The 23,330-nt window shown below is 71.3% G+C and carries 17 protein-coding genes; 12 read left to right on the forward strand and 5 right to left on the reverse strand.

The features are described from left to right. Nucleotides 1–57 precede the first annotated feature (57 nt). Nucleotides 58–918, forward strand: coding sequence for a bifunctional DNA-formamidopyrimidine glycosylase/DNA-(apurinic or apyrimidinic site) lyase (gene mutM, locus ACFYZQ_RS32915; RefSeq protein ID WP_389155764.1), 861 nt, complete (start codon nucleotides 58–60; stop codon nucleotides 916–918). On the opposite strand, the gene ACFYZQ_RS32920 is transcribed toward mutM, so the two are convergent. Continuing rightward, complete coding sequence (locus tag ACFYZQ_RS32920; RefSeq protein ID WP_389156039.1) at nucleotides 891–1,292, reverse strand: winged helix-turn-helix transcriptional regulator; 402 nt, start codon at nucleotides 1,290–1,292, stop codon at nucleotides 891–893. The genes mutM and ACFYZQ_RS32920 overlap by 28 nt on opposite strands. Before the next feature lie 157 nt (nucleotides 1,293–1,449). Then, nucleotides 1,450–2,526, reverse strand: coding sequence for a CAP domain-containing protein (locus tag ACFYZQ_RS32925; RefSeq protein ID WP_389155767.1), 1,077 nt, complete (start codon nucleotides 2,524–2,526; stop codon nucleotides 1,450–1,452). Nucleotides 2,527–2,696: 170 nt separating this feature from the next. Here ACFYZQ_RS32925 and ACFYZQ_RS32930 point away from each other — a divergent pair, with 170 nt between their 5' ends. The 4 genes from ACFYZQ_RS32930 (at nucleotide 2,697) to ACFYZQ_RS32945 (ending at nucleotide 9,224) form a co-directional block, all read left to right on the forward strand. Then, nucleotides 2,697–2,978, forward strand: a complete 282-nt coding sequence (locus ACFYZQ_RS32930; RefSeq protein WP_389155770.1) for an acylphosphatase — start codon at nucleotides 2,697–2,699, stop codon at nucleotides 2,976–2,978. A gap of 383 nt (nucleotides 2,979–3,361) precedes the next feature. Further along, complete coding sequence (locus ACFYZQ_RS32935; protein ID WP_058922942.1) at nucleotides 3,362–3,565, forward strand: hypothetical protein; 204 nt, start codon at nucleotides 3,362–3,364, stop codon at nucleotides 3,563–3,565. Between the two features lie 245 nt (nucleotides 3,566–3,810). Beyond that, nucleotides 3,811–7,581 carry an AAA family ATPase gene (locus ACFYZQ_RS32940; protein ID WP_389155774.1) on the forward strand — a complete coding sequence of 1,257 codons (3,771 nt, stop codon included), beginning with the start codon at nucleotides 3,811–3,813 and terminating at the stop codon, nucleotides 7,579–7,581. A 224-nt stretch (nucleotides 7,582–7,805) separates the two neighbouring features. Continuing rightward, nucleotides 7,806–9,224 carry a sugar porter family MFS transporter gene (locus tag ACFYZQ_RS32945; protein WP_389155777.1) on the forward strand — a complete coding sequence of 473 codons (1,419 nt, stop codon included), beginning with the start codon at nucleotides 7,806–7,808 and terminating at the stop codon, nucleotides 9,222–9,224. A gap of 123 nt (nucleotides 9,225–9,347) precedes the next feature. Here the strand turns inward: ACFYZQ_RS32945 and ACFYZQ_RS32950 are convergent, their stop codons facing one another. Further along, nucleotides 9,348–9,725 (reverse strand): hypothetical protein, encoded by a 378-nt coding sequence (locus ACFYZQ_RS32950; RefSeq protein WP_389155780.1) that lies wholly within the window; start codon nucleotides 9,723–9,725, stop codon nucleotides 9,348–9,350. Between the two features lie 52 nt (nucleotides 9,726–9,777). Continuing rightward, a complete protein-coding gene (locus ACFYZQ_RS32955; protein ID WP_389155783.1) occupies nucleotides 9,778–10,749 on the reverse strand; it encodes an LLM class flavin-dependent oxidoreductase in 972 nt (323 codons plus the stop codon). A 330-nt stretch (nucleotides 10,750–11,079) separates the two neighbouring features. Between ACFYZQ_RS32955 and ftsY the strand changes: the two genes are divergently transcribed. Next, entirely contained in the window at nucleotides 11,080–12,279 is a 1,200-nt protein-coding gene (gene ftsY / locus ACFYZQ_RS32960; RefSeq protein ID WP_389155786.1) for a signal recognition particle-docking protein FtsY, read from the forward strand. Between the two features lie 143 nt (nucleotides 12,280–12,422). On the opposite strand, the gene ACFYZQ_RS32965 is transcribed toward ftsY, so the two are convergent. After that, nucleotides 12,423–13,079 (reverse strand): bifunctional DNA primase/polymerase, encoded by a 657-nt coding sequence (locus ACFYZQ_RS32965; protein WP_389155789.1) that lies wholly within the window; start codon nucleotides 13,077–13,079, stop codon nucleotides 12,423–12,425. Between the two features lie 458 nt (nucleotides 13,080–13,537). On the opposite strand from ACFYZQ_RS32965, the gene ACFYZQ_RS32970 reads away from it, so the two are divergent. The 6 genes from ACFYZQ_RS32970 (at nucleotide 13,538) to ftsH (ending at nucleotide 23,303) form a co-directional block, all read left to right on the forward strand. Continuing rightward, a complete protein-coding gene (locus ACFYZQ_RS32970; RefSeq protein ID WP_389155792.1) occupies nucleotides 13,538–15,016 on the forward strand; it encodes a hypothetical protein in 1,479 nt (492 codons plus the stop codon). A 319-nt stretch (nucleotides 15,017–15,335) separates the two neighbouring features. Next, nucleotides 15,336–16,676 carry an ammonium transporter gene (locus tag ACFYZQ_RS32975; RefSeq protein WP_389155795.1) on the forward strand — a complete coding sequence of 447 codons (1,341 nt, stop codon included), beginning with the start codon at nucleotides 15,336–15,338 and terminating at the stop codon, nucleotides 16,674–16,676. Further along, on the forward strand, nucleotides 16,673–17,011 hold the full coding sequence (locus ACFYZQ_RS32980) for a P-II family nitrogen regulator (RefSeq protein WP_030990174.1): 339 nt from the start codon (nucleotides 16,673–16,675) through the stop codon (nucleotides 17,009–17,011). The genes ACFYZQ_RS32975 and ACFYZQ_RS32980 overlap by 4 nt, the downstream gene beginning before the upstream one ends. Before the next feature lie 81 nt (nucleotides 17,012–17,092). After that, entirely contained in the window at nucleotides 17,093–19,555 is a 2,463-nt protein-coding gene (locus ACFYZQ_RS32985) for a [protein-PII] uridylyltransferase (RefSeq protein ID WP_389155797.1), read from the forward strand. Between the two features lie 130 nt (nucleotides 19,556–19,685). Further along, complete coding sequence (ffh, locus tag ACFYZQ_RS32990; protein WP_389155800.1) at nucleotides 19,686–21,236, forward strand: signal recognition particle protein; 1,551 nt, start codon at nucleotides 19,686–19,688, stop codon at nucleotides 21,234–21,236. Between the two features lie 108 nt (nucleotides 21,237–21,344). Continuing rightward, complete coding sequence (gene ftsH, locus ACFYZQ_RS32995) at nucleotides 21,345–23,303, forward strand: ATP-dependent zinc metalloprotease FtsH (RefSeq protein WP_389155803.1); 1,959 nt, start codon at nucleotides 21,345–21,347, stop codon at nucleotides 23,301–23,303. Nucleotides 23,304–23,330: the final 27 nt, after the last annotated feature.

A 23,330-nucleotide genomic window follows, 5' to 3' on the forward strand; every position in this document is an offset into this window, starting at 1 on the left:
CGCCCCAGCTCAGGGGCGGGCGCTCGGATCGTCCACCCGATCGTCCCAGGGGTCCCGATGCCCGAGTTGCCCGAGGTCGAGGTCGTACGACGCGGCCTGGAACGGTGGGTCGCCCACCGGGCCGTCGCCGACGCCGAAGTGCTGCACCCCCGTGCCGTACGCCGTCACCCGGCCGGTGCGGACGACTTCGCGCACCGTCTCAAGGGGCATCGCGTGGGCACGCCCAGCCGCCGGGGGAAGTACCTGTGGCTGCCACTGGAGGACACCCGGCAGGCGGTGCTCGCTCACCTCGGGATGAGCGGCCAGCTGCTGGTGCAGCCGGACAGCGCGCCGGACGAGAAGCACCTCAGGATCCGGGTCCGCTTCGCCGACGGCCTGCACACCGAACTGCGCTTCGTCGACCAGCGCACCTTCGGCGGTCTGTCGCTGCACGACACCACCCCGGACGGTCTGCCGGACGTCATCGCGCACATCGCCCGCGACCCCCTCGACCCGCTGTTCGACGACGAGGCCTTCCACCTGGCGCTGCGCCGCAAGCGGACCACCATCAAGCGGGCCCTGCTGGACCAGTCGCTGATCAGCGGCGTCGGCAACATCTACGCGGACGAGGCCCTGTGGCGCTCGCGTCTGCACTACGAGCGTCCCACCGGCACCTTCACCCGCCCCCGCACCACCGAACTCCTGGGCCACATCCGGGATGTGATGAACGAGGCCCTCGCCGTGGGCGGCACCAGCTTCGACAGCCTCTACGTCAACGTCAACGGAGAGTCCGGCTACTTCGACCGCTCCCTGGACGCGTACGGCCGGGAGGGTCTGCCCTGCCGGCGCTGCGCGACGCCCATGCGCCGTCGGCCCTGGATGAACCGTTCCAGCTACTTCTGCCCGAAGTGTCAGCGGGCGCCGCGGCCGGCGTCGTAACGCTCGCGGGCGGCCAGCACCTCGTCCATCCGGCCCTCCACACAGTGGATGAGGTCCAGCAGGCGGGTCGCCACCTCGCGGCCCAGCGCGGTCAGTTCGTAGTCCACCCGCGGCGGATTCGTCGGCTGCGCCTCGCGGTGCACCAGGCCGTCGCGCTCCAGCGCCTGCAGGGTCTGGGAGAGCATCTTCTCGCTCACGCCGTCGACGCGGCGGCGCAGTTCGTTGAACCGCAGCGAGCTCTCGTGCAGCGCGCCGAGGGTGAGCGAGCCCCAGCGGCCCGTGACATGCTCCAGGGTGCCCCGCGACGGGCAGGCCCTCGCGAACACGTTGTAGGGGAGGTCCCGCTCCTCCGCGCTCGGCTGACTCTCGTGCATGACGGTCATCCCTCAAGCGTACTCGATGGAAGCGCTGAGCATCAGGTTGCGCTAACCGGGAGTAAGCGCCGCCCGTCCCCTCGTGCGGGGCCGGCTGGACCGGTCCGGCCACGAAGCCGCCGGACTCCGCCCCCTACGTTTCTGACCTGCGGTTACCTCAGTAGCCGAAGTCCTGCGTCCACCACGGACCGCCGGAGCCGTAGTGCACACCGACTCCCAGGGTCTTGAAGTCGCAGTTCAGGATGTTGGCCCGGTGGCCCGGGCTGTTCATCCACGCCTCCATCACGGCGGCGGCGTCCGCCTGGCCCCGGGCTATGTTCTCGCCGCCTAGACCGCTTATGCCCGCCTTGGCGGCGCGGTCCCACGGGGTGGCGCCGTCGGGGTCGGTGTGGTCGAAGAAGCCGCGCGCGGCCATGTCCGCGCTGAAGCCCTCGGCGAGCTTGGTCAGCGAACTGTTCGCCGACAGGGCGCTGCAGCCGACCTTGGCCCGCTCCTCGTTCACCAGCTTCAGCACCTCCGCCTCGGCCGCGGCCTCCGCCGACACCGTCACCGGCGCCGGGGCCGACGTCCTGACCGGAGCCTTGCCGGCCGTACGGCTCGGCGTGGTCCTCGGCTGGGCGGGGACCTGCGCCGTCGGGCGCTTCGAGGGTGCCCTGGTCGGCGTGGGGGACTGCGACGCCGGTGCGGAGGGGGAGGCGGAGTCGGAGGCGGACGGGCTCGCCGGAGAGGCCGGCCGGTCGGTGTCACGGCTGGTCGAGGGACCGCCGGCGCGGTTCGCGGTGGCGCTGCCGGAGGTGCCGCCCTGCTCGCTCGCCGTGTTGCTGGGCGTGCCCGCGGCCTGCACGTCGTCACCGCCGCTGCTGGTGGTCCCGCCGAGCCGGTAGTGGTCGAGGCCGGGCACCGCGCCGGTGGCCACCGCCACCGTGCCGAGCGCGACCGCGGCGGACACCCCGAGCAGACCCGTGCGCACCGCCGCCGACTTCTTCTTCCGGCGACGGCCGCGAGGTGCCTCGCCGGAGCGGGAGAAGCCGGCCTCGGGGAAGGCGGCCGTACCGGTGTCCCGGGCGTAGTCGTCGTCCGTGGCGTACAGGTACGCCTCGGACTTCTCGTGGGCGCCGGCGTACGCCTCCGGGTTCAGATAGGGCGCGATGCCCATGGTTTCGCGGTCACCGGCGTACGAGTCCTGCGGGTCGTGGCCGCCCGTGCCGGCGGCGGAGCGTCGGTGGCGTCCCATGTCCTGGCCTTCCTCGTCCCTCGCGGTCAACCCCTCTCATACGATCTTGCGGGTCAACCCGACTCACTCGATCGAGTGAGTTTCATATGAGATTCATTGGGTGGGGACGGTACCGCATGCCGCGTGAGGGCGAAGTGTCCCAAGAGACATTGGCCGGTTAGGTTGCACCCATGAGCGAGGATGTACGGCTGGTCGCCTGGGTGCGTGGACGCGTGCAGGGCGTGGGATTCCGCTGGTTCACACGGGCCAAGGCGCTCGAGATCGGTGGACTGAGTGGTTTTGCTCTCAATTTGGCGGACGGCCGGGTCCAGGTGGTCGCCGAGGGCCCGCGCGAGGCGTGCGAAGAACTGCTGAAGTGGCTCCAGGGCGGCGACACGCCCGGGCTCGTCAACGGTGTCACCGAGATCTGGGACACAACCCGGGGCGGCTACGACGGCTTCGCCATCCGCTGAGCCCGTTCCGGCAGGTCCCCCGGGTGGAAGCGGAGGAGCATGCCACCGGCAACTGCCAGAAGCAGAAATAGCCTGGTTGTTGCCAAGAACCGCTTGCAGTGGCAGGCTCCGCACGTAAGGATGATCGCCACGCCCCGAGGGCCCCGTATCAGCCGCAGCGCCGCCGCTTTCCGGCCGCGCAGCGCAGGGTTGCCCGCCAATCCGGGGCGTGATCGTGTTGACCGTCAAACTTTTTGGTGAGACGCTGAAAGCCCCGCGCACCTTAGCTGTTTGGCATGTGGCAATAGCAGAGCAACACTCGAGTGTGCCAAGCACCCCGGGTGCGAATCCCTCACGACCCACCACCGCTTCGGTCGGTCACTCAGTGTGGAGGACCATCCATCATGGCAAAGGCGCTTCTCGGTTACGTCGGCGGCTCCGACCCTCGACTCCTCGCCGAGATGCGACGGCTCCAGCAGCGCGTACAGGACCTGGAATCCGAGCTCGTACGGATCCAGGCGGAGAACGACGCGCTGACGGCTGCCGCTTCTCACGACAGGATCATGGAGAGCATCGACGCACACCAGGCGGAGCCTGCGCTCACCTGATCGCTGCATCGCTCCACGACAGCACACGCAGCGGTTGGGCTGCCCGTATCAACCGCTCAGTTGTCAGACGACTGAAGGCAAGTCGTCAGATTTGCAAGGGACGCTTCGGCGTCCCTTCTTTCTTTCCCCCGCGCATCCTTTCACCCTCTTCAACGTCTGATGTGCCCTGCATGTTCATGCGCGAAACCGTGCGGTTGCCGATGTTCGTAGAGTGAGATAGGGACGGAAGGGTAAAGTCCGGCGGCGTGCACCTCAAGGCCCTGACCCTCCGCGGGTTCAAGTCGTTCGCCTCGGCGACCACACTCCGGTTCGAACCGGGCATCACGTGTGTCGTCGGTCCGAACGGCTCGGGCAAGTCCAACGTGGTGGACGCCCTCAGCTGGGTCATGGGGGAGCAGGGCGCCAAGTCGCTGCGCGGCGGCAAGATGGAGGACGTCATCTTCGCCGGCACCACCGGCCGTCCGCCGCTCGGCCGCGCCGAGGTGTCCCTGACCATCGACAACTCCGACGGCGCGCTGCCCATCGAGTACGCCGAGGTCACCATCACGCGGATCATGTTCCGCAACGGCGGCAGCGAGTACCAGATCAATGGCGACACCTGCCGCCTCCTCGACATCCAGGAACTGCTGTCCGACTCCGGCATCGGCCGCGAGATGCACGTCATCGTCGGCCAGGGCCAGCTCGACTCCGTCCTGCACGCCGACCCCATGGGCCGCCGCGCCTTCATCGAGGAGGCCGCCGGAGTCCTCAAGCACCGCAAGCGCAAGGAGAAGGCGCTGCGGAAGCTCGACGCGATGCAGGCCAACCTCGCGCGCGTGCAGGATCTTACCGACGAGCTGCGCCGCCAGCTCAAGCCGCTGGGCCGCCAGGCGGCGGTGGCACGCAGGGCCGCGGTGATCCAGGCGGACCTGCGTGACGCCCGCCTGCGTCTGCTCGCCGACGACCTCGTACGGCTGCGGGAGGCCCTGCGGGCCGAGATCGCCGACGAGGCGGCGCTGAAGGAACGCAAGGAGTCCGCCGAGCAGGAACTGAGGAAGGCCCTCCAGCGCGAGGCCCTGCTCGAGGATGAGGTGCGCCGGCTCACACCGCGTCTCCAGCGCGCCCAGCAGACCTGGTACGAGCTGTCCCAGCTCGCCGAGCGGGTGCGCGGCACGATCTCGCTGGCCGACGCCCGGGTCAAGAGCGCCACCTCGGCCCCGCCCGAGGAACGGCGCGGCCGGGACCCCGAGGACATGGAGCGCGAGGCCGCCCGGATCCGTGAGCAGGAGGCCGAGCTGGAGGCGGCCCTGGAGGCCGCCCAGCGCGCCCTGGACGACACCGTCGCCCACCGGGCAGAGCTGGAGCGCGAACTCGCCGTCGAGGAACGCCGCCTCAAGGACGTAGCCCGCGCCATCGCCGACCGCCGCGAAGGCCTGGCCCGGCTCAGCGGGCAGGTCAACGCGGCCCGTTCGCGCGCCGCCTCCGCGCAGGCCGAGATCGACCGCCTGGCCGCCGCCCGCGACGAGGCCCAGGAGCGGGCGGTGCGTGCGCAGGAGGAGTACGAGGCCCTCAAGGCCGAGGTCGACGGCCTCGACGCCGGGGACGCGGAACTGGCCGAGCAGCACGAGACGGCCAAGCGGCAGCTGGCGGAGGCGGAGGCCGCCCTGTCCGCCGCCCGGGAGGCGGCCACCGCGGCGGAGCGCAGCCGCGCCGCGACGCAGGCCCGCCGGGACGCACTGGCGCTCGGCCTGCGCCGCAAGGACGGCACCGGGGCGCTGCTGGGCGCGAAGGACCGGCTCACGGGTCTGCTCGGCCCGGCGGCGGAACTGCTGACGGTGACACCGGGATACGAGGTCCCGCTCGCCGCGGCCTTCGGCGCCGCCGCCGACGCCCTCGCCGTGACCACCCCGACCGCCGCCGCCGACGCCATCCGCCTCCTGCGCAAACAGGACGCGGGACGCGCGACCCTGCTCCTGGCGGGGGCCCCGGAGCCCGCCGACGACCGCACCGCCGGCACCCCGTCACCGGGCGAGCGTCCTGACGTCACGGGCCGGGTGGCCGGAGCGGCCGAGGCCGACGGGGCCACCGGTGAGCCGGCCGCCCATGCGGCGGGTGCCGTGTCACGGCTGGAAGGGCGCGCGGTGTCCGCCGGCCCGGGAAGCGGTCCGGACGGCACACACGGTGACGGCCCTGGCGCCGGGGCCGGCGCCCCGAAGGCAGGCGGCCGCCCCGGCGGGCCGCCCTCCGCCGCAGATCTGGTCCGGGGGCCCGGCGAGCTCATGCCCGCCGTGCGCCGGCTGCTGCGCGGGATCGTCGTCGTGGACAGTCTCGAGGACGCCGAGGACCTGGTCCACGCCCGCCCCGACCTGACCGCCGTGACCGCCGAAGGCGATCTCCTGGGTGCGCACTTCGCGCAGGGCGGGTCCGCCGGTGCGCCGAGCCTCCTGGAGGTACAGGCCTCCGTCGACGAGGCCACCGCCGAGCTGGAGGAGCTGGCGGTGCGCTGCGAGGAGCTGGCCGAGGCGCAGCGGGCGGCGGCCGGGCGGCGGGGCGAGTGCGCCGCACTCGTGGAGGAACTGGGCGAGCGGCGCCGGGCGGGCGACCGGGAGAAGTCCGCCGTCGCCCAGCAGCTCGGGCGCCTCGCCGGCCAGGCCCGCGGCGCCGCCGGGGAGGCCGAGCGGTCCACCGCGGCGGCGGCACGCGCGCAGGAGGCGCTGGACAAGGCCGTCCAGGAGGCCGAGGAACTCGCCGAGCGGCTCGCCGTCGCCGAGGAGATGCCGGTCGAGGAGGAACCGGACACCTCCGTACGGGACCGCCTCGCCGCCGACGGCGCCAACGCCCGCCAGACCGAGATGGAGGCCCGGCTCCAGGCCCGTACGCACGAGGAGCGGGTGAAGGGCCTCGCCGGACGCGCCGACTCGCTGGACCGGGCCGCCCGCGCGGAACGCGAGGCACGCGCGCGTGCCGAGCAGCGACGGGCCCGGCTGCGGCACGAGGCCGCTGTGGCGGAGGCCGTCGCCTCCGGCGCCCGCCAGCTGCTCGCCCACGTCGAGGTGTCGGTGGGCCGCGCGGAGCGCGAGCGCGCCGCCGCCGAGGCCGCCAAGGCCCGCCGCGAGCAGGAACTGGCGGCCGCGCGCAGCGCGGGACGGGACCTCAAGGCAGAGCTTGACAAGTTGACGGATTCAGTTCACCGAGGCGAGGTACTAGGAGCAGAGAAGCGGCTGCGGATCGAGCAGCTGGAGACCAAGGCTCTGGAGGAACTCGGTGTGGAACCGGCGGGGCTCGTGGCCGAGTACGGCCCGCAGCAGCCGGTGCCGCCCTCGCCCCCCGCCGAGGGCGAGCAGCTGCCGGAGGACCCGGAGCATCCGCGCAACCAGCCGAGGCCGTATGTACGCGCCGAGCAGGAGAAGCGGCTCAAGTCCGCCGAGCGGGCCTACCAGCAGCTCGGCAAGGTCAACCCGCTGGCCCTGGAGGAGTTCGCGGCGCTGGAGGAACGGCACAAGTTCCTCAGCGAGCAGCTCGAGGACCTGAAGAAGACCCGCGCCGACCTGCTGCAGGTGGTCAAGGAGGTCGACGAGCGGGTCGAGCAGGTCTTCACGGAGGCCTACCGGGACACGGCCCGCGAGTTCGAGGGCGTCTTCGGCCGGCTGTTCCCGGGCGGTGAGGGACGCCTGGTGCTGACCGACCCCGACAACATGCTCACCACGGGCGTGGACGTCGAGGCGCGTCCGCCGGGCAAGAAGGTCAAGCGGCTGTCGCTGCTGTCCGGTGGCGAACGCTCGCTGACCGCCGTCGCGCTCCTCGTGTCGATCTTCAAGGCGCGGCCCAGCCCGTTCTACGTCATGGACGAGGTCGAGGCGGCCCTCGACGACACCAACCTGCAGCGGCTGATCCGGATCATGCAGGAGCTGCAGGAGGCCTCGCAGCTGATCGTGATCACGCACCAGAAGCGCACGATGGAGGTCGCCGACGCGCTGTACGGCGTCTCCATGCAGGGCGACGGCGTGTCCAAGGTCATCTCGCAGCGCCTTCGGTAGCGGGCACCCCGGTCGTCGCGGTCGCCCCGGTCACCACGACCTCACGCGACCTTCAAGAAATGAACACAACCAACCTTCCCGTATCTCGAAGCTCACATGACTCGACCTATTGACTTCGAAACTTGAAGGCATAGTCTCGGCAACGTTGTTTTTACCTTCAGGTCTCACCGGAAGGGCTCGCCCCCACGCCGGCAGCGTTGCCGGCGGCCCGAGGAGTTGAACGCGTGACCAGCACGACGCAGGCACACCAGTCAGGAGCCAGGACGGCTCACCCCGAACATCTCGGGCACGTCATCTTCATCGCGGCGGCGGCCGCGATGGGCGGCTTCCTCTTCGGCTACGACAGCTCCGTGATCAACGGCGCCGTCGAGGCCATCCGGGACCGCTACCACGTCGGCTCGGCAGCCCTGGCCCAGGTCATCGCCATCGCCCTGATCGGCTGCGCCATCGGCGCCGCGACCGCAGGCCGCATAGCCGACCGGATCGGCCGCATCCGCTGCATGCAGATCGCCGCCGTCCTCTTCACGGTCAGCGCCGTCGGCTCGGCACTGCCCTTCGCGCTGTGGGACCTCGCCTTCTGGCGTGTGGTCGGCGGCTTCGCCATCGGCATGGCCTCCGTCATCGGCCCCGCCTACATCGCCGAAGTCGCCCCGCCCGCATACCGCGGCCGTCTCGGCTCCTTCCAGCAGGCCGCGATCGTCGTCGGCATCGCCATCTCGCAGCTGGTCAACTGGGGTCTGCTCAACGCCGCCGGCGGCGACCAGCGCGGCAAGCTGATGGGCCTGGAGGCCTGGCAGGTCATGCTCGGCGTCATGGTCGTACCCGCCGTCCTCTACGGACTGCTCTCCTTCGCGATCCCCGAGTCCCCGCGCTTCCTCATCTCCGTCGGCAAGCACGACCGCGCCCGGGAGATCCTCAACGAGGTCGAGGGTGACGGCGCGAACCTGGACGCCCGCGTGCACGAGATCGAGACCGCCATGAAGCGCGAGGAGAAGTCCAGCTTCCGCGACCTGCTCGGCGGCGGATTCTTCTTCAAGCCGATCGTCTGGGTCGGCATCGGCCTGTCGGTCTTCCAGCAGTTCGTCGGAATCAACGTCGCGTTCTACTACTCCTCGACGCTGTGGCAGTCGGTCGGCGTCGACCCGACGGACTCGTTCTTCTACTCCTTCACGACCTCGATCATCAACATCCTCGGCACCGTGATCGCGATGATCTTCGTCGACCGGGTGGGCCGCAAGCCGCTCGCCGTCATCGGCTCGGTCGGCATGGTCGTCGGCCTCGCCCTGGAGGCCTGGGCCTTCTCCTTCGACCTCGTCGACGGCAAGCTGCCCTCGGCCCAGGGCTGGACCGCCCTGATCGCCGCGCACGTGTTCGTCCTCTTCTTCGCCCTCTCCTGGGGCGTGGTCGTCTGGGTCATGCTCGGCGAGATGTTCCCGAACAAGATCCGTGCCGCCGCCCTCGGTGTGGCCGCTGCCGCGCAGTGGATCGCCAACTGGGCCATCACCGCGAGCTTCCCGTCCCTGGCCGACTGGAACCTCTCGGTGACCTACGTGATCTACACGGTCTTCGCCGCGCTCTCCATCCCGTTCGTCCTGAAGTTCGTCAAGGAGACGAAGGGCAAGACACTGGAGGAGATGGGCTGAGCCTCGCCGCAGGCCCCCCCGAACCGGGGAGAAGGGCGAAGTCCCCGCTGCCCCTCTCCTCGTACCACCGCCGCCCCGGCTCGCCCACTGCGCGAGCCGGGGCGGCGGCGCTCGTACGGGCGGTCACCAGATGAGGACGCCGCCGCCGATCTCCAGGGCCTTGCGACAGCTTTCCTCGATGATCCCCAACCGCGTCTCGATCGGGTGCCGGTGCTCCTCCACCGTCCGTGGCCGCTGGGTGCCGTGGGCGACCTCGTCGAGACGGGAGCGCAGCACAGCGACCTCGCGCCGGAACTCCGGCACGTCCCCGGCCTCGACATAGAGGTCCTGTTCGGCCAGACCGGGCAGGAAGCGGGCACCCAGCGAGCGCACGTACTCCGATCCCCACACCGTCGTACGCCAGGACTCGAAGCCGCCGGAGTGAAACACGTCGTCCGGCACGTCGAGTATCCGTAACTCCCCGTCCGCTTTCCGGACGAACACTTCCACTGTCAGACTCATACGCCCAGTGGATCACCGCAGGCCTCCACCGGCCAGAGATTATCGGCGCAGGTCAGCCGTCCAACGCCGGAACCACCCGCTCCGCGAACAGTCGCAGGCTCCGCCATCCCTCCTCCACCGGCATCCCGCCGACCAGCGGATGCAGGACGAGGTTGTCGAGCCCCTGCGCCACGCACTCCTCCGGGGTGAGGACCCGGTAGACCCCCTCGGCCCGCAGCTCCGGCACCGTCGTGGCCGACGACCGCACCGCCGAGCGGATGTCCGAGGACTGCCAGGAGGCGTACGTCCGTGCCTCGTGCAGGAAGTGCTCCCCGTACTCCGCCCACGTCCGGTCCGGGTCCTCGGCGAGGTGCAGCAGCGGCGTCTCGGCCGCGGGCATCATCGTCCAGCCCTCGGTGCCGTGCTCCACGAGTTGCTCCTTGTAGTACGCCTCCAGCTCGGGCAGGTGCGCGCTCGGGAAGAACGGCAGGCCGAGCCGCGCGGCCCGGCGGGCAGCGGCCCTGGAGGAGCCGCCGACCAGGAGCAGGGGGTGCGGGTCGCTGAGCGGGCGCGGGGTGACCCGTACGGTACGGCCCCGGTACTCGAACTCCTCACCCGTCCACGCCTTGAGCAGGGTCTCCAGCAGCTCGTCCTGGAGCCGGCCGCGCCGCTTCCACTCCACGTCGAACAGGGCGTACTCCTCCGGCCGGTATCCGATCCCCGCGACCGTCACCAGCCGGCCACCGCTGAGCAGGTCCAGTACGGCGATCTCCTCCGCCAGCCGCAGCGGGTCGTGCAGCGGGCCGATGATCGCCGACACCGTGACCGCGATCCGCCGGGTGACCCCGAAGACCGCGCCCGCGAAGGCGAACGGCGCGGGCAGCCAGTTGTCGTCCGCGCCGTGGTGCTCCTCGGTCTGCACGGTGGTGACGCCCCGCTCGTCGGCGTACGCGGCCATCTCCAGGGCCGCCCGGTAGCGGGCGCCGAGCGCGGCGGGGGAGGCGCCGGGTTCGACGAGGTTGAAACGGACGACCGTGACGGGCATGGGAGGTCCCCTTCGCCGGGTGGGTGTGCCGGGTGCGGGCGACGGTAGCTGGCGGTCCGTCAGATGGCCAGGGGCCGCGGGTCTGAATCGCCGCTCGACGCCAGCGGCAAGGGGGTGTCACGACCCACCTCATGGGCCTTGACACCCCCTGGGGACGCTGCTGCGCGTACCCGACGGGACCTTGGATACTGGACCCGTTGTGACTCCGCCCTAAGGGGCTTCCGGTCGACGCGAGGTCGGACCGCGGGCCAGCCCGGCCCGGCGGGGCTCATGAGGCCCCGCGCGTACAACGAACGGCCGAGCGGTAGGTCACGCCATACTGGACAAGTTATGGAAACCATCATCCTTGCCGTAGTCATCGCCGTGGTCGTGCTCGGCGCGCTCGGGGGGCTCATCGTCGGCAGCCGGCGCCGGAAGCCGCTGCCCCCGCCGCCCCCCACCACGCCCGACATCACCGCGCCCCCGGCCGAGCCGCACGTCGGCGACGAGGCCGAGACGCCGCACGACGAAGAACGCCGGACCATCGAGGAGGTGGACCTCCCCGGCGGCCCCCCGGTCGCCGTCGAGGAGCCCCCCGTCGTACCGGCTCCCGAGATCGAGGTCCCGGAGCCCACCGCCGGCCGCCTGGTGCGCCTGCGCGCCCGGCTGTCCCGCTCGCAGAACGCCCTCGGCAAGGGTCTGCTGACCCTGCTCTCCCGCGAGCACCTCGACGAGGACACCTGGGAGGAGATCGAGGACACGCTGCTCACCGCCGACGTCGGTGTGCAGCCCACCCAGGAACTGGTCGACCGGCTGCGTGAGCGCGTCAAGGTGCTCGGTACGCGCACTCCGGAGGAGCTGCGGGGCCTGCTGCGCGAGGAGCTGGTCAAGCTGGTCGGCGCCGACGTCGACCGCACGGTGAAGACGGAACCGGAGGACCGCAAGCCCGGCATCGTGATGGTCGTCGGCGTCAACGGCACCGGCAAGACCACCACCACCGGCAAGCTCGCCCGGGTCCTGGTGGCCGACGGCCGTACCGTCGTCCTCGGCGCCGCCGACACCTTCCGGGCCGCCGCCGCCGACCAGCTCCAGACCTGGGGCGAGCGGGTGGGCGCCCACACCGTGCGCGGGCCCGAGGGCGGCGACCCCGCCTCCGTCGCCTTCGACGCGGTCAAGGAGGGCAAGGAGATGGGGGTCGACGTCGTCCTCATCGACACCGCCGGCCGCCTGCACACCAAGACCGGCCTCATGGACGAGCTCGGCAAGGTCAAGCGCGTCGTCGAGAAGCACGCCCCGCTGGACGAGGTGCTGCTCGTCCTCGACGCCACCACCGGGCAGAACGGGCTGGTGCAGGCCCGGGTCTTCGCGGAGGTCGTCGACATCACCGGCATCGTGCTGACCAAGCTGGACGGCACGGCGAAGGGCGGCATCGTGGTCGCGGTCCAGCGCGAGCTGGGTGTGCCGGTCAAGCTGATCGGCCTCGGCGAGGGCGCGGACGACCTGGCGCCGTTCGAGCCGGAGGCGTTCGTTGACGCCCTTATCGGGGAGTGACCAACACCTGCCGAACGCGGCAGCCGATCGCGGAAGCGCCCGCCCCGGGATGTGACGGGGCGGGCGTTTCTGTCGTGCGCGGCGGGGTCGCGGGGGCCGGTTCAGGCCCGTGACCGGTGGGCGGCGGGGTCGCTGGGACCGGCTCAGGCCCGTGACCGGTGCGCCACGTACGCGAGTGTCCCCAGCAGCAGCCGGGCCGTCGGCGGCCTCGTCGCCGAGTCCAGCGCGGGCGGCCGCAGCCAGCGCACCGGGCCCAGGCCGCCCCGGTCGGAGGGCGGTGCGGTGATGTACGTGCCTGGTCCGAGGCCGCGCAGGTCGAGGGCGGAGGGTGCGTCCCAGCCCATCCGGTACAGCAGTGCGGGGAGCTCCGCGGCGGCGCCCGGGGCGACCAGGAAGTGGGCGCGGCCGTCCGGGGTGGCGGTGACCGGGCCGAGGGGGAGGCCCATGCGTTCCAGGCGGACGAGTGCGCGGCGGCCGGCCGGCTCGGCCACCTCGATCACGTCGAACGCCCGTCCGACGGGCAGCATCACGGCGGCACCCGGGAACTCGGCCCAGGCCTTGGTCGCCTCGTCCAGCGTGGCCCCGGCGGAGATCCTGGGCGCGAACTCCAGGGGATGGGCGCCCGGCGCGGGGCAGTCCGCGCGGCCGCAGGAGCAGGCGCCCGCGGAGGCCCGCGCGCCCGGGACCACGTCCCAGCCCCACAGCCCGGTGAACTCGGCCACGGCGGTGCACTCCGAGGAGCGCCCGCGCCGACGCGCGCCGGAGCGGATCTCACGGATGCCGCCGATCGTGAACTCCATGCCCCCTCCAACGGGTCCGGCACGCGGTGGTTACGCGACGGAACGGTACGGAAACGGAACGTGACCTCTCAGGGTTCCGCCTTCCCTTCTTTCCGCTCGATGTAGACGGCGCGTGGAAGCGCCCAGGGCTGTACGCCCGGTCGTGCGCGCCCCTCGGTGCACCGCTGCACCTGCTTCCGATCGTGCTGTGTCAAGTGAATCGCGCCCGGCCGGACGTGAGTTCATTCGAAGGGGTGGCGAATGGTGGCGATTCCGGGATCGCCGTGGCTGCGTCCGTGATCGTAGGATTACGCTGTGTGCACGAGTCCTGGGGACGCATGCACTCGTGGGTATGCCGGAGGCAAGTCGTCATCCCGTTCGAAGGGTGGCAACTGCCGGACGAGAAGCCGTATTTACCGGCATTCTGATAAGGCTTGGCGCAATCGGCGACAAGTGGTCTCAGGGATGGGGGCGTTCCAGTGGGCGGCAGTGGCGGTAGCGGGACGAACGCTGACAAGCGCCCCAACGAGCTGCTCGGCTCGTGGTTCGTGCGCAGCGGCTGGTCCAAGGGCGAGCTCGCCCGCCAAGTCAACCGCCGGGCACGGCAGTTGGGCGCCAACCACATCTCCACGGACACCTCGCGGGTGCGCCGCTGGCTGGACGGGGAGAACCCGCGCGAGCCGATTCCCAGAATTCTCTCCGAGCTGTTCTCGGAGCGGTTCGGCTGCGTGGTCTCCGTGGAGGACCTCGGTCTGCGCGCGGCCCGCCAGTCACCCTCCGTGTCCGGAGTGGACCTGCCCTGGACGGGCCCGCAGACGGTGGCCCTGCTCAGCGAGTTCTCGCGCAGCGACCTGATGCTGGCGCGGCGCGGCTTCCTCGGGACCTCGCTGGGCTTGTCCGCGGGCCCGTCCCTCATCGAGCCGATGCAGCGCTGGCTCGTCCCCTCGCCGTCCGCGCCCGTACCGCACCAGGCCGGGCCCGTCGCCGAGCCCCGCCGCCCCGGCCGGCTGTCCAAGCCGGAGCTGGACCTGCTGGAGACCACCACGGTGATGTTCCGGCAGTGGGACGCGCAGTGCGGCGGCGGACTGCGCCGCAAGGCGGTCGTCGGCCAGCTGCACGAGGTCACCGACCTCCTCCAGGAACCGCAGCCCGAAGCCGCCACCCGCAAGCTCTTCCAGGTCGCCGCCGAGCTCGCCGAACTGGCCGGCTGGATGAGCTACGACGTCGGGCTGCAGCCCACCGCGCAGAAGTACTTCGTCCTCGCCCTGCACGCCGCCAAGGAGGCCGGCGACAAGCCGCTCGGCTCCTATGTGCTGTCCAGCATGAGTCGCCAGATGATCCACCTCGGCCGGCCCGACGACGCCCTGGAACTGATCCACCTCGCGCAGTACGGCAGCCGCGACTGCGCGAGCCCGCGCACCCAGGCGATGCTGTATGCGATGGAGGCCCGCGCCTACGCCAACATGGGTCAGCCCGGCAAGTGCAAGCGGGCGGTGCGGATGGCCGAGGACACCTTCGCCGAGGCCGACGAGTGGGACGATCCCGACCCCGACTGGATCCGCTTCTTCTCCGAGGCCGAGCTGCACGCGGAGAACTCCCACTCCTACCGCGACCTCGCCTATGTCGCGGGCCGCAGCCCCACCTACGCCTCCCTCGCCGAACCCCTGATGCAGCGGGCCGTGGAGCTCTTCGCCAAGGACCACGAGCACCAGCGGTCGTATGCGCTCAACCTCATCGGCATGGCCACCGTGCACCTGCTGCGCCGGGAACCCGAGCAGAGCGCGGTCATGGCCACCCAGGCCATGCAGGTCGCCAAGAAGGTCCGCTCCGAGCGTGTGAACACTCGTATCCGAAAGACCGTAGACACCGCCGTCCGTGACTTCGGCGACCTCGCCGAAGTCGTCGAGCTCGGCGAGCAGCTCGCCGTCGACCTCCCGGAGACCGCAGAAGCGGTCTGACCCGCAAGCCCCGGCCGCGGCCGGCCCTCCCGAACTGTCCGACTCGGCTCCCCCATGCCAGGTCATCGGAAGGCCGTCCGCGGCCGGTTTTCGGCCTTCAGAGAAGGTTGCGCCACGATAACGATCCGGTGGCCGGACATCCGGCACTTCACCGAGGCGTAACACACAGGGCGTCTTCGTCACCCCGGCGAAACAACGAGGGGCTTCCACCGAAACCGCGCTGCGCCAATCTCATGGCGCATAACCGGCCCACCCCTCACTGACCGGACCGCTCAGGCTTCGCCCGCACGGGGCCGTACCAATCGACGAGGAGACGCCGATGGCACCAGCCATCACGCTTGCCGCGGAGGCACCGAAGCTGTCCTCCGCGAACACAGGCTTCATGCTCATCTGTTCCGCCCTGGTGCTGCTCATGACACCCGGCCTCGCCTTCTTCTACGGAGGCATGGTCCGCGTCAAGAGCACGCTGAACATGCTGATGATGAGTTTCGTCAGCATCGGGATCGTCACGATCCTCTGGGTCCTCTACGGCTTCTCCCTCGCCTTCGGCACGAAGAACAGCCTCATCGGCTGGAACCCCGACTGGTTCGGGATGAGCAACGTCGGCCTGACGCAGCTCTGGGACGGCTACACCATCCCGATCTTCGTCTTCATGGTCTTCCAGCTGATGTTCGCGGTCATCACGCCGGCCCTGATAAGCGGTGCCCTCGCGGACCGCGTCAAGTTCTCGGCGTGGTCGCTGTTCGTCGCCCTGTGGCTCACGGTCGTCTACGTCCCGGTCGCCCACTGGGTCTGGGGCGCCGACGGCTGGGCCTACAAGCTCGGCGTGATCGACTTCGCCGGTGGTACGGCGGTCCACATCAACGCCGGTGCCGGTGCCCTCGGCGTCATCCTGGTCATCGGCAAGCGCGTCGGCTTCAAGAAGGACCCGATGCGCCCGCACAGCCTCCCGCTGGTCATGCTCGGTGCCGGTCTGCTGTGGTTCGGCTGGTTCGGCTTCAACGCCGGCTCGTGGCTCGGCAACGACGACGGCGTCGGCGCGCTGATGTTCGTCAACACGCAGGTCGCCACCGCCGCCGCCATGCTGGCCTGGCTCGCCTACGAGAAGATCCGCCACGGCGCGTTCACCACGCTGGGCGCCGCCTCCGGCGCGGTCGCCGGTCTGGTCGCGATCACCCCGTCCGGCGGTGCGGTCTCCCCGCTCGGCGCGATCGCCGTCGGTGCCATCGCCGGTGTCGCCTGCGCCGCGGCCGTCGGCCTGAAGTTCAGGTTCGGCTACGACGACTCCCTCGACGTCGTCGGCGTCCACATGGTCGGCGGAATCATCGGCTCCCTGCTCATCGGCTTCTTCGCCACCGGCAAGGGCCAGTCCACCGCGACCGGTGTCTTCTACGGCGACCACTCCTTCACCCAGCTGTGGAAGCAGTGCGCCGGTGTCGGCGCGGTCCTCGCCTACTCCCTGATCGCCTCCGCCGTCCTCGCCTTCCTCCTCGACAAGACCATCGGCATGCGGGTCACCGAGGACGAGGAGATCTCCGGCATCGACCAGGCCGAGCACGCCGAGACCGCATACGACTTCAGCGGCGCCGGCGGCGGTGTCGCCGGGTCCGTCTCCGCCGCGGCCCTGGCCGCCCCGCAGACCAAGAAGGTGGACGCATGAAGCTCATCACCGCCGTCGTCAAGCCCCACCGGCTCGACGAGATCAAGGAGGCCCTCCAGGCCTTCGGCGTCCACGGACTGACGGTGACCGAGGCGAGCGGATACGGTCGTCAGCGGGGCCACACCGAGGTCTACCGGGGTGCCGAGTACACCGTCGACCTGGTTCCCAAGATCCGCATCGAGGTACTGGCCGAGGACGACGACGCCGAACAGCTGATCGAGGTCATCGTCAAGGCGGCCCGCACCGGCAAGATCGGCGACGGCAAGGTCTGGTCCCTGCCGGTCGAGACGGCCGTACGGGTACGGACCGGCGAGCGCGGCCCGGACGCGCTGTGACCGGACGCGCTGTGACCGGACGCGCTGGGAACCGGACGCGCTGAAGAACAGAACCACCTGAATACGAGCGGGAGCTGCTGGGTGACGAGTACGGGTGTACGGAAAGAAGCAGGCGACTCGGGACCCAGCGGCTACGCGGCGGCCCGGCTGCGACTCCTCGGCGAGGGGGCGCGGTCCGGGCCGCCGCGCCGTACGGCCCTCGCCGAACTGACCGACGACTGGCTCTCAGGGCTGTTCACCGCGGCGGTCGAGGGACTGAAGGGCGTCTCCCTCGTCGCCGTCGGCGGCTACGGGCGCGGCGAGCTGTCCCCGCGCAGCGACCTCGACCTGCTCCTGCTGCACGACGGCGGCGACACCAAGGCGGTCGCCGCCCTGGCCGACCGCCTCTGGTACCCCGTCTGGGACCTCGGCCTCGCCCTCGACCACTCCGTGCGCACACCGGCCGAGGCCCGCAAGACCGCCGGTGAGGACCTCAAGGTCCAGCTCGGCCTCCTCGACGCCCGGCACCTCGCCGGTGACCTCGGCCTCACCGCCGGGCTGCGCACGGCGGTACTCGCCGACTGGCGCAACCAGGCGCCGAAACGTCTGCCCGAACTCCAGGAGCTGTGCGCCGAGCGCGCCGAACGCCAGGGCGAGCTGCAGTACCTCCTCGAACCCGATCTGAAGGAGGCCCGGGGCGGCCTGAGGGACGCCACCGCCCTGCGTGCCGTGGCCGCCTCCTGGCTGGCCGACGCCCCGCGCGAGGGCCTCGCCGACGCCCGCCGGCGCCTCCTCGACGTACGCGACGCCCTGCACCTGGCCACCGGACGGGCCACCGACCGGCTAGCACTGCAGGAGCAGGACCAGGTGGCCGCCGAGCTGGGACTGCTCGACGCCGACACCCTGCTGCGGCAGGTGTACGAGGCCGCCCGGGTCATCTCGTACGCCAGCGACGTCACCTGGCGCGAAGTGGGCCGGGTGCTGCGGTCGCGTGCCGTACGCCCGCGCCTGCGCGCCATGCTGGGCGGCGGCAAGCCGGCCCCCGAACGGTCTCCGCTGGCCGAGGGCGTGGTGCAGCAGGACGGCGAGGTGGTACTCGCCCGCGCCGCGCGCCCTGAACGCGACCCCGTACTCCCGCTGCGCGCCGCGGCCGCCGCCGCGCAGGCCGGCCTCCCGCTCTCCCTGCACGCCGTACGGCGCATGGCCGCCCACACACGCCCCCTGCCCACGCCCTGGCCCGCCGAAGCGCGCGAGCAACTCGTGACTTTGCTGGACTCCGGCCGCCCGACCGTCGACGTCTGGGAGGCACTGGAGGCGGAAGGCCTGATCAGCCGCCTGCTGCCGGACTGGGAGCGGGTCCGCTGCCGCCCGCAGCGCAACGCCGTCCACATCTGGACCGTCGACCGGCACCTGATCGAGACCGCGGTCCGCGCCTCCGAGCTGACCCGCCGTGTCAGCCGCCCCGACCTGCTGCTCGTCGCCGCACTGCTGCACGACATCGGCAAGGGCTGGCCCGGCGACCACTCCGTGGCCGGCGAGATCATCGCCAAGGACGTCGCGGCACGGATCGGCTTCGACCGCGCGGATGTGGCCGTGCTCTCCACGCTCGTCCGCCACCACCTGCTGCTCGTCGAGACCGCCACCCGGCGCGACCTGGAGGACCCGGCCACCGTCCACTCGGTCGCCGAGGCCGTCGGCACCCAGAGCACGCTGGAACTGCTGCACGCCCTCACCGAGGCGGACGCGCTGGCCACCGGCCCGGCCGCCTGGTCCTCCTGGCGCGGCTCCCTCGTCGCCGACCTGGTCAAGCGGGTCTCCGCCGTCATCGCCGGAGACGCCCCCGACGAACCCGAGACCGCGGCGCCCACCGCCGAGCAGGAGCGGCTCGCCATCGAGGCGCTCCGCACCAGCGGGCCGGTCCTCGCCCTGCGCGCCCAGACCGAGCCGCCGGCCGAGGAGTCCCCGGCCGAGGATTCCCCGGCCGAACCCGAGCCCCTCGGCGTGGAACTCCTCATCGCCGTCCCCGACCAGCCCGGCGTCCTGCCCGCCGTCGCCGGTGTCCTGGCCATGCACCGGCTGACCGTCCGCACGGCGGAACTGCGCGCCCTGGACCTGACCGAGAGCATCGAGGAGGGCTCGGTGCTGCTCCTCAACTGGCGGGTCGCCGCGGAGTACGGCTCCCTGCCCCAGGCGGCCCGGCTGCGCGCCGACCTGGTACGCGCCCTCGACGGCAGCCTCGACATCGCCTCCCGCCTCGCCGAACGCGACGCCGCCTACCCCCGCCGCCGCGGCCGGGTCGCCCCGCCGCCACGCGTCACGGTCGCCCCGGCCGCCTCCCACCACGCCACGGTGATCGAGGTCCGCGCCCAGGACGCGCCCGGGCTGCTGTTCCGGATCGGACGGGCACTGGAGGACGCGGCGGTGCGGGTGCGCAGTGCGCACGTCAGCACGCTCGGGTCCAGCGCGGTGGACGCCTTCTACGTCACCGGCGCCGGGGGCACGCCGCTGCCGGGCGCGGAAGCCGCGACCGTGGCACGGAAACTCGAGGAGACGCTGCGGAGCTGACCCCCGCGGACCGCACGTCCTCCAGTCGTCCCCGCCCGCCGGATCCAGCGGGCGGGGACGATTTGCCTGCGGGGCCGGATACCCTGGAGGGCAGCCCAGATTGTCGCCGACACCAAGGACCGACGCCGCCGTGTTCGATACCCTCTCCGACCGCCTCAGCGCGACTTTCAAAAACCTCCGCGGCAAAGGCAGGCTGAGCGAGGCGGACATCGACGCCACGGCGCGCGAGATCCGTATCGCGCTCCTCGAGGCGGACGTCGCCCTCCCTGTCGTCCGCACGTTCATCAAGAACGTCAAGGAGCGCGCCCTCGGCGCCGACGTCTCCAGGGCGCTGAACCCGGCCCAGCAGGTCCTGAAGATCGTCAACGACGAGCTCGTCACGGTCCTCGGCGGCGAGACCCGCCGGCTGCGCTTCGCCAAGCAGCCCCCGACCGTGATCATGCTCGCCGGTTTGCAGGGTGCCGGTAAGACCACCCTCGCGGGCAAGCTCGGCCGGTGGCTGAAGGAGCAGGGACACTCCCCCCTGCTGGTCGCCGCCGACCTCCAGCGGCCCAACGCCGTCAACCAGCTCAGCGTGGTCGCCGAGCGGGCCGGTGTCGCGGTGTACGCGCCGGAGCCGGGCAACGGCGTCGGTGACCCGGTGAAGGTCGCCAAGGACTCCATCGACCACGCCCGGCAGAAGGTCCACGACATCGTGATCGTGGACACCGCCGGCCGCCTCGGCATCGACCAGGAGATGATGCAGCAGGCCGCGGACATCCGCGACGCGGTCAGCCCCGACGAGATCCTGTTCGTCGTCGACGCCATGATCGGCCAGGACGCCGTCAACACCGCGGAGGCCTTCCGCGACGGCGTCGGCTTCGACGGCGTGGTCCTCTCCAAGCTCGACGGCGACGCCCGCGGTGGTGCGGCCCTGTCGATCCGCCAGATCACCGGCAAGCCGATCATGTTCGCGTCGAACGGCGAGAAGCTCGAGGACTTCGACGCGTTCCACCCGGACCGGATGGCCTCCCGCATCCTCGACATGGGTGACCTGCTCACCCTGATCGAGCAGGCGGAGAAGACGTTCAGCCAGGAAGAGGCCGAGAAGATGGCCTCCAAGCTGGCGTCCAAGAAGGGCCAGGACTTCACCCTGGACGACTTCCTGGCCCAGATGGAGCAGGTCAGGAAGATGGGCAGCATCAGCAAGCTGCTCGGCATGCTGCCCGGCATGGGCCAGATCAAGGACCAGATCAACAACCTGGACGAGCGGGACGTCGACCGCACGGCCGCGATCATCAAGTCGATGACCCCGGGCGAGCGCCAGGACCCGACGATCATCAACGGCTCGCGCCGCGCCCGCATCGCCAAGGGCTCCGGCGTGGACGTCAGCGCGGTCAAGAACCTCGTCGAGCGGTTCTTCGACGCCCGCAAGATGATGTCCCGCATGGCCCAGGGCGGCGGCATGCCCGGTATGCCGGGGATCCCGGGCATGGGCGGCGGCCCCGGCCGGACCAAGAAGCAGCCGAAGAAGGCCAAGGGCAAGCAGCGTTCCGGCAACCCGATGAAGCGCAAGCAGCAGGAGCTGGAGGCGGCGCAGCGCCGCGAGGCGGCCGCCCAGGGCGGGGGCGCCTTCAACCTGCCCCAGCAGGGCGGCCAGGACTTCGAGCTGCCGGACGAGTTCAAGAAGTTCATGGGCTGACCGGCTACCGGACCCGGTACGCCGGTACCACCTCGAGGGCGCCCCTCCCGTGAAGGAGAGGCGCCCTCAGCGCGTGCCACGGTCCGCCGTGTGCCGTAACGTCCAGATATGAGCAATGCCGCGCCACCCCCCAGGGCCCCTGACCGCCCGTGGCGCACCGAGGGCACCCCGGACGAGACACCACCCCGGACCGGCGGCAGAAGGATCCGCGGCCGGTGGTGGGGGCTGCTCGTCACCGCGGTGGTCGTCTTCCTGCTGGCGTACGCCGGGCTGAACTACCTCGGCAAGGGGAACGAGCCGACGATCTCGTACACGGAGTTCAGCAGGCAGGTCGGCGCCGGCAACGTCGCCAAGATCTACTCCAAGGGCGACGCGATCGAGGGCCAGCTCAGAACCGCCCGTACCAACCCCGAGGGCGGCGGCCGGTACGTCAGGTTCCGGACGCAGCGCCCGGCCTTCGCGGACGACAGGCTGTGGCAGAACCTGAACAGCCACCATGTCACGGTGACCGCGCAGCCGGTGGTGCAGCAGCGCAGCCTGCTGTCCAATCTGCTGCTCTCCCTGGTGCCGCTGGTGATCCTGGTGGCGGTGTGGATCTTCTTCGCGCGACGGTTGCGGGCGGGCGGCCTCGGTGGGCCGGGGGGCATGCTCGGCCGCAAGGCGCCGCCCAGGCCGGTCGAGCTGCGGCCGGGCACCCAGCGCACCACGTTCGCCGACGTGGCCGGCATCGACGAGGTCAAGGGCGAACTGGACGACGTCGTCGACTTCCTGGAACACCCGGACCTCTACCGCAGGATGGGCGCGAAGATGCCGCGCGGCGTGCTGCTCGCGGGTCCCCCCGGCACCGGCAAGACCCTGCTGGCGCGCGCGGTGGCGGGCGAGGCGGGCGTGCCCTTCTTCTCCGCCTCCGCATCCGAGTTCATCGAGATGATCGTGGGCGTCGGCGCCTCCCGCGTCCGCGAGTTGTTCGCCGAGGCCCGCAAGGTGGCCCCGTCGATCATCTTCATCGACGAGATCGACACGATCGGGCGCGCCCGCGGCGGCGGGGCCTCGGTGAGCGGGCACGACGAGCGCGAGCAGACGCTGAACCAGATCCTCACGGAAATGGACGGCTTCTCGGGCTCGGAGGGCGTGGTCGTCATCGCGGCGACGAACCGCGCCGACATCCTGGACCCGGCGCTCACCCGGCCCGGCCGGTTCGACCGGGTGGTCAACGTCTCACCGCCGGACCGCGGCGGACGTGAGGCGATCCTGCGGATCCACACGCGCGGGATCCCGCTCGCCGCGGACGTCGACCTGGCCCGGGTGGCCCGCACGACCCCGGGCATGACAGGTGCGGATCTGGCCAATCTCGCCAACGAGGCCGCACTGCTCGCGGTCAAGCGCAAGCAGGAGCAGGTGACCCCGTCCGATCTGTCGGAAGCCCTGGAGAAGGTGCAACTGGGCGCCGAACGCACCCTGATCATGCCCGAGGAGGACCGCCGCCGCACCGCCTACCACGAGAGCGGCCACGCCCTGCTGGGCATGCTGCAGCCCGGCGCCGACCCCGTCCGCAAGATCACCATCGTGCCGCGCGGCCGAGCCCTCGGGGTGACGATGTCCACCCCCGAGGTCGAGCGGTACGCGCACTCGGAGGAGTACCTGCGCGGCCGGATCATCGGCGCCCTGGGCGGCATGGCGGCGGAGGAAGTGATCTACGGGGTCGTCACCACGGGCGCGGAGAACGACCTCGAACAGGTCACCAACATCGCGCGCGGCATGGTGGCCCGCTGGGGCATGAGCGAACGCGTCGGCCGCCTCTCCGCCCTCCCGAGCGACGCCCAGCAGGCGTACGGGCTCGCCGCCGCGCCGCACACCCTCGACGTCATCGACGACGAGATGCGGCGGATCGTCGACGAGTGCTACGAGGAGGCGTGCCGCAAACTGCGCGACCACCGCGGGAAGCTGGACGCCCTCGCCCACGCCCTGCTGGAGCACGAGACGCTCGAGGAGGTGGACGCGTACCGGATCGCTGGGATCACCCGCCTGACCAAGGACGACGAGCCCCAGCGGGGAGTCGCCCTCTAGGTGACGCGGGCTCTGGGGAACGCGGCC

Origin of the sequence: Streptomyces sp. NPDC001843 (assembly GCF_042891955.1) — a bacterium.
Classification (GTDB): Bacteria; Actinomycetota; Actinomycetes; order Streptomycetales; family Streptomycetaceae; genus Streptomyces.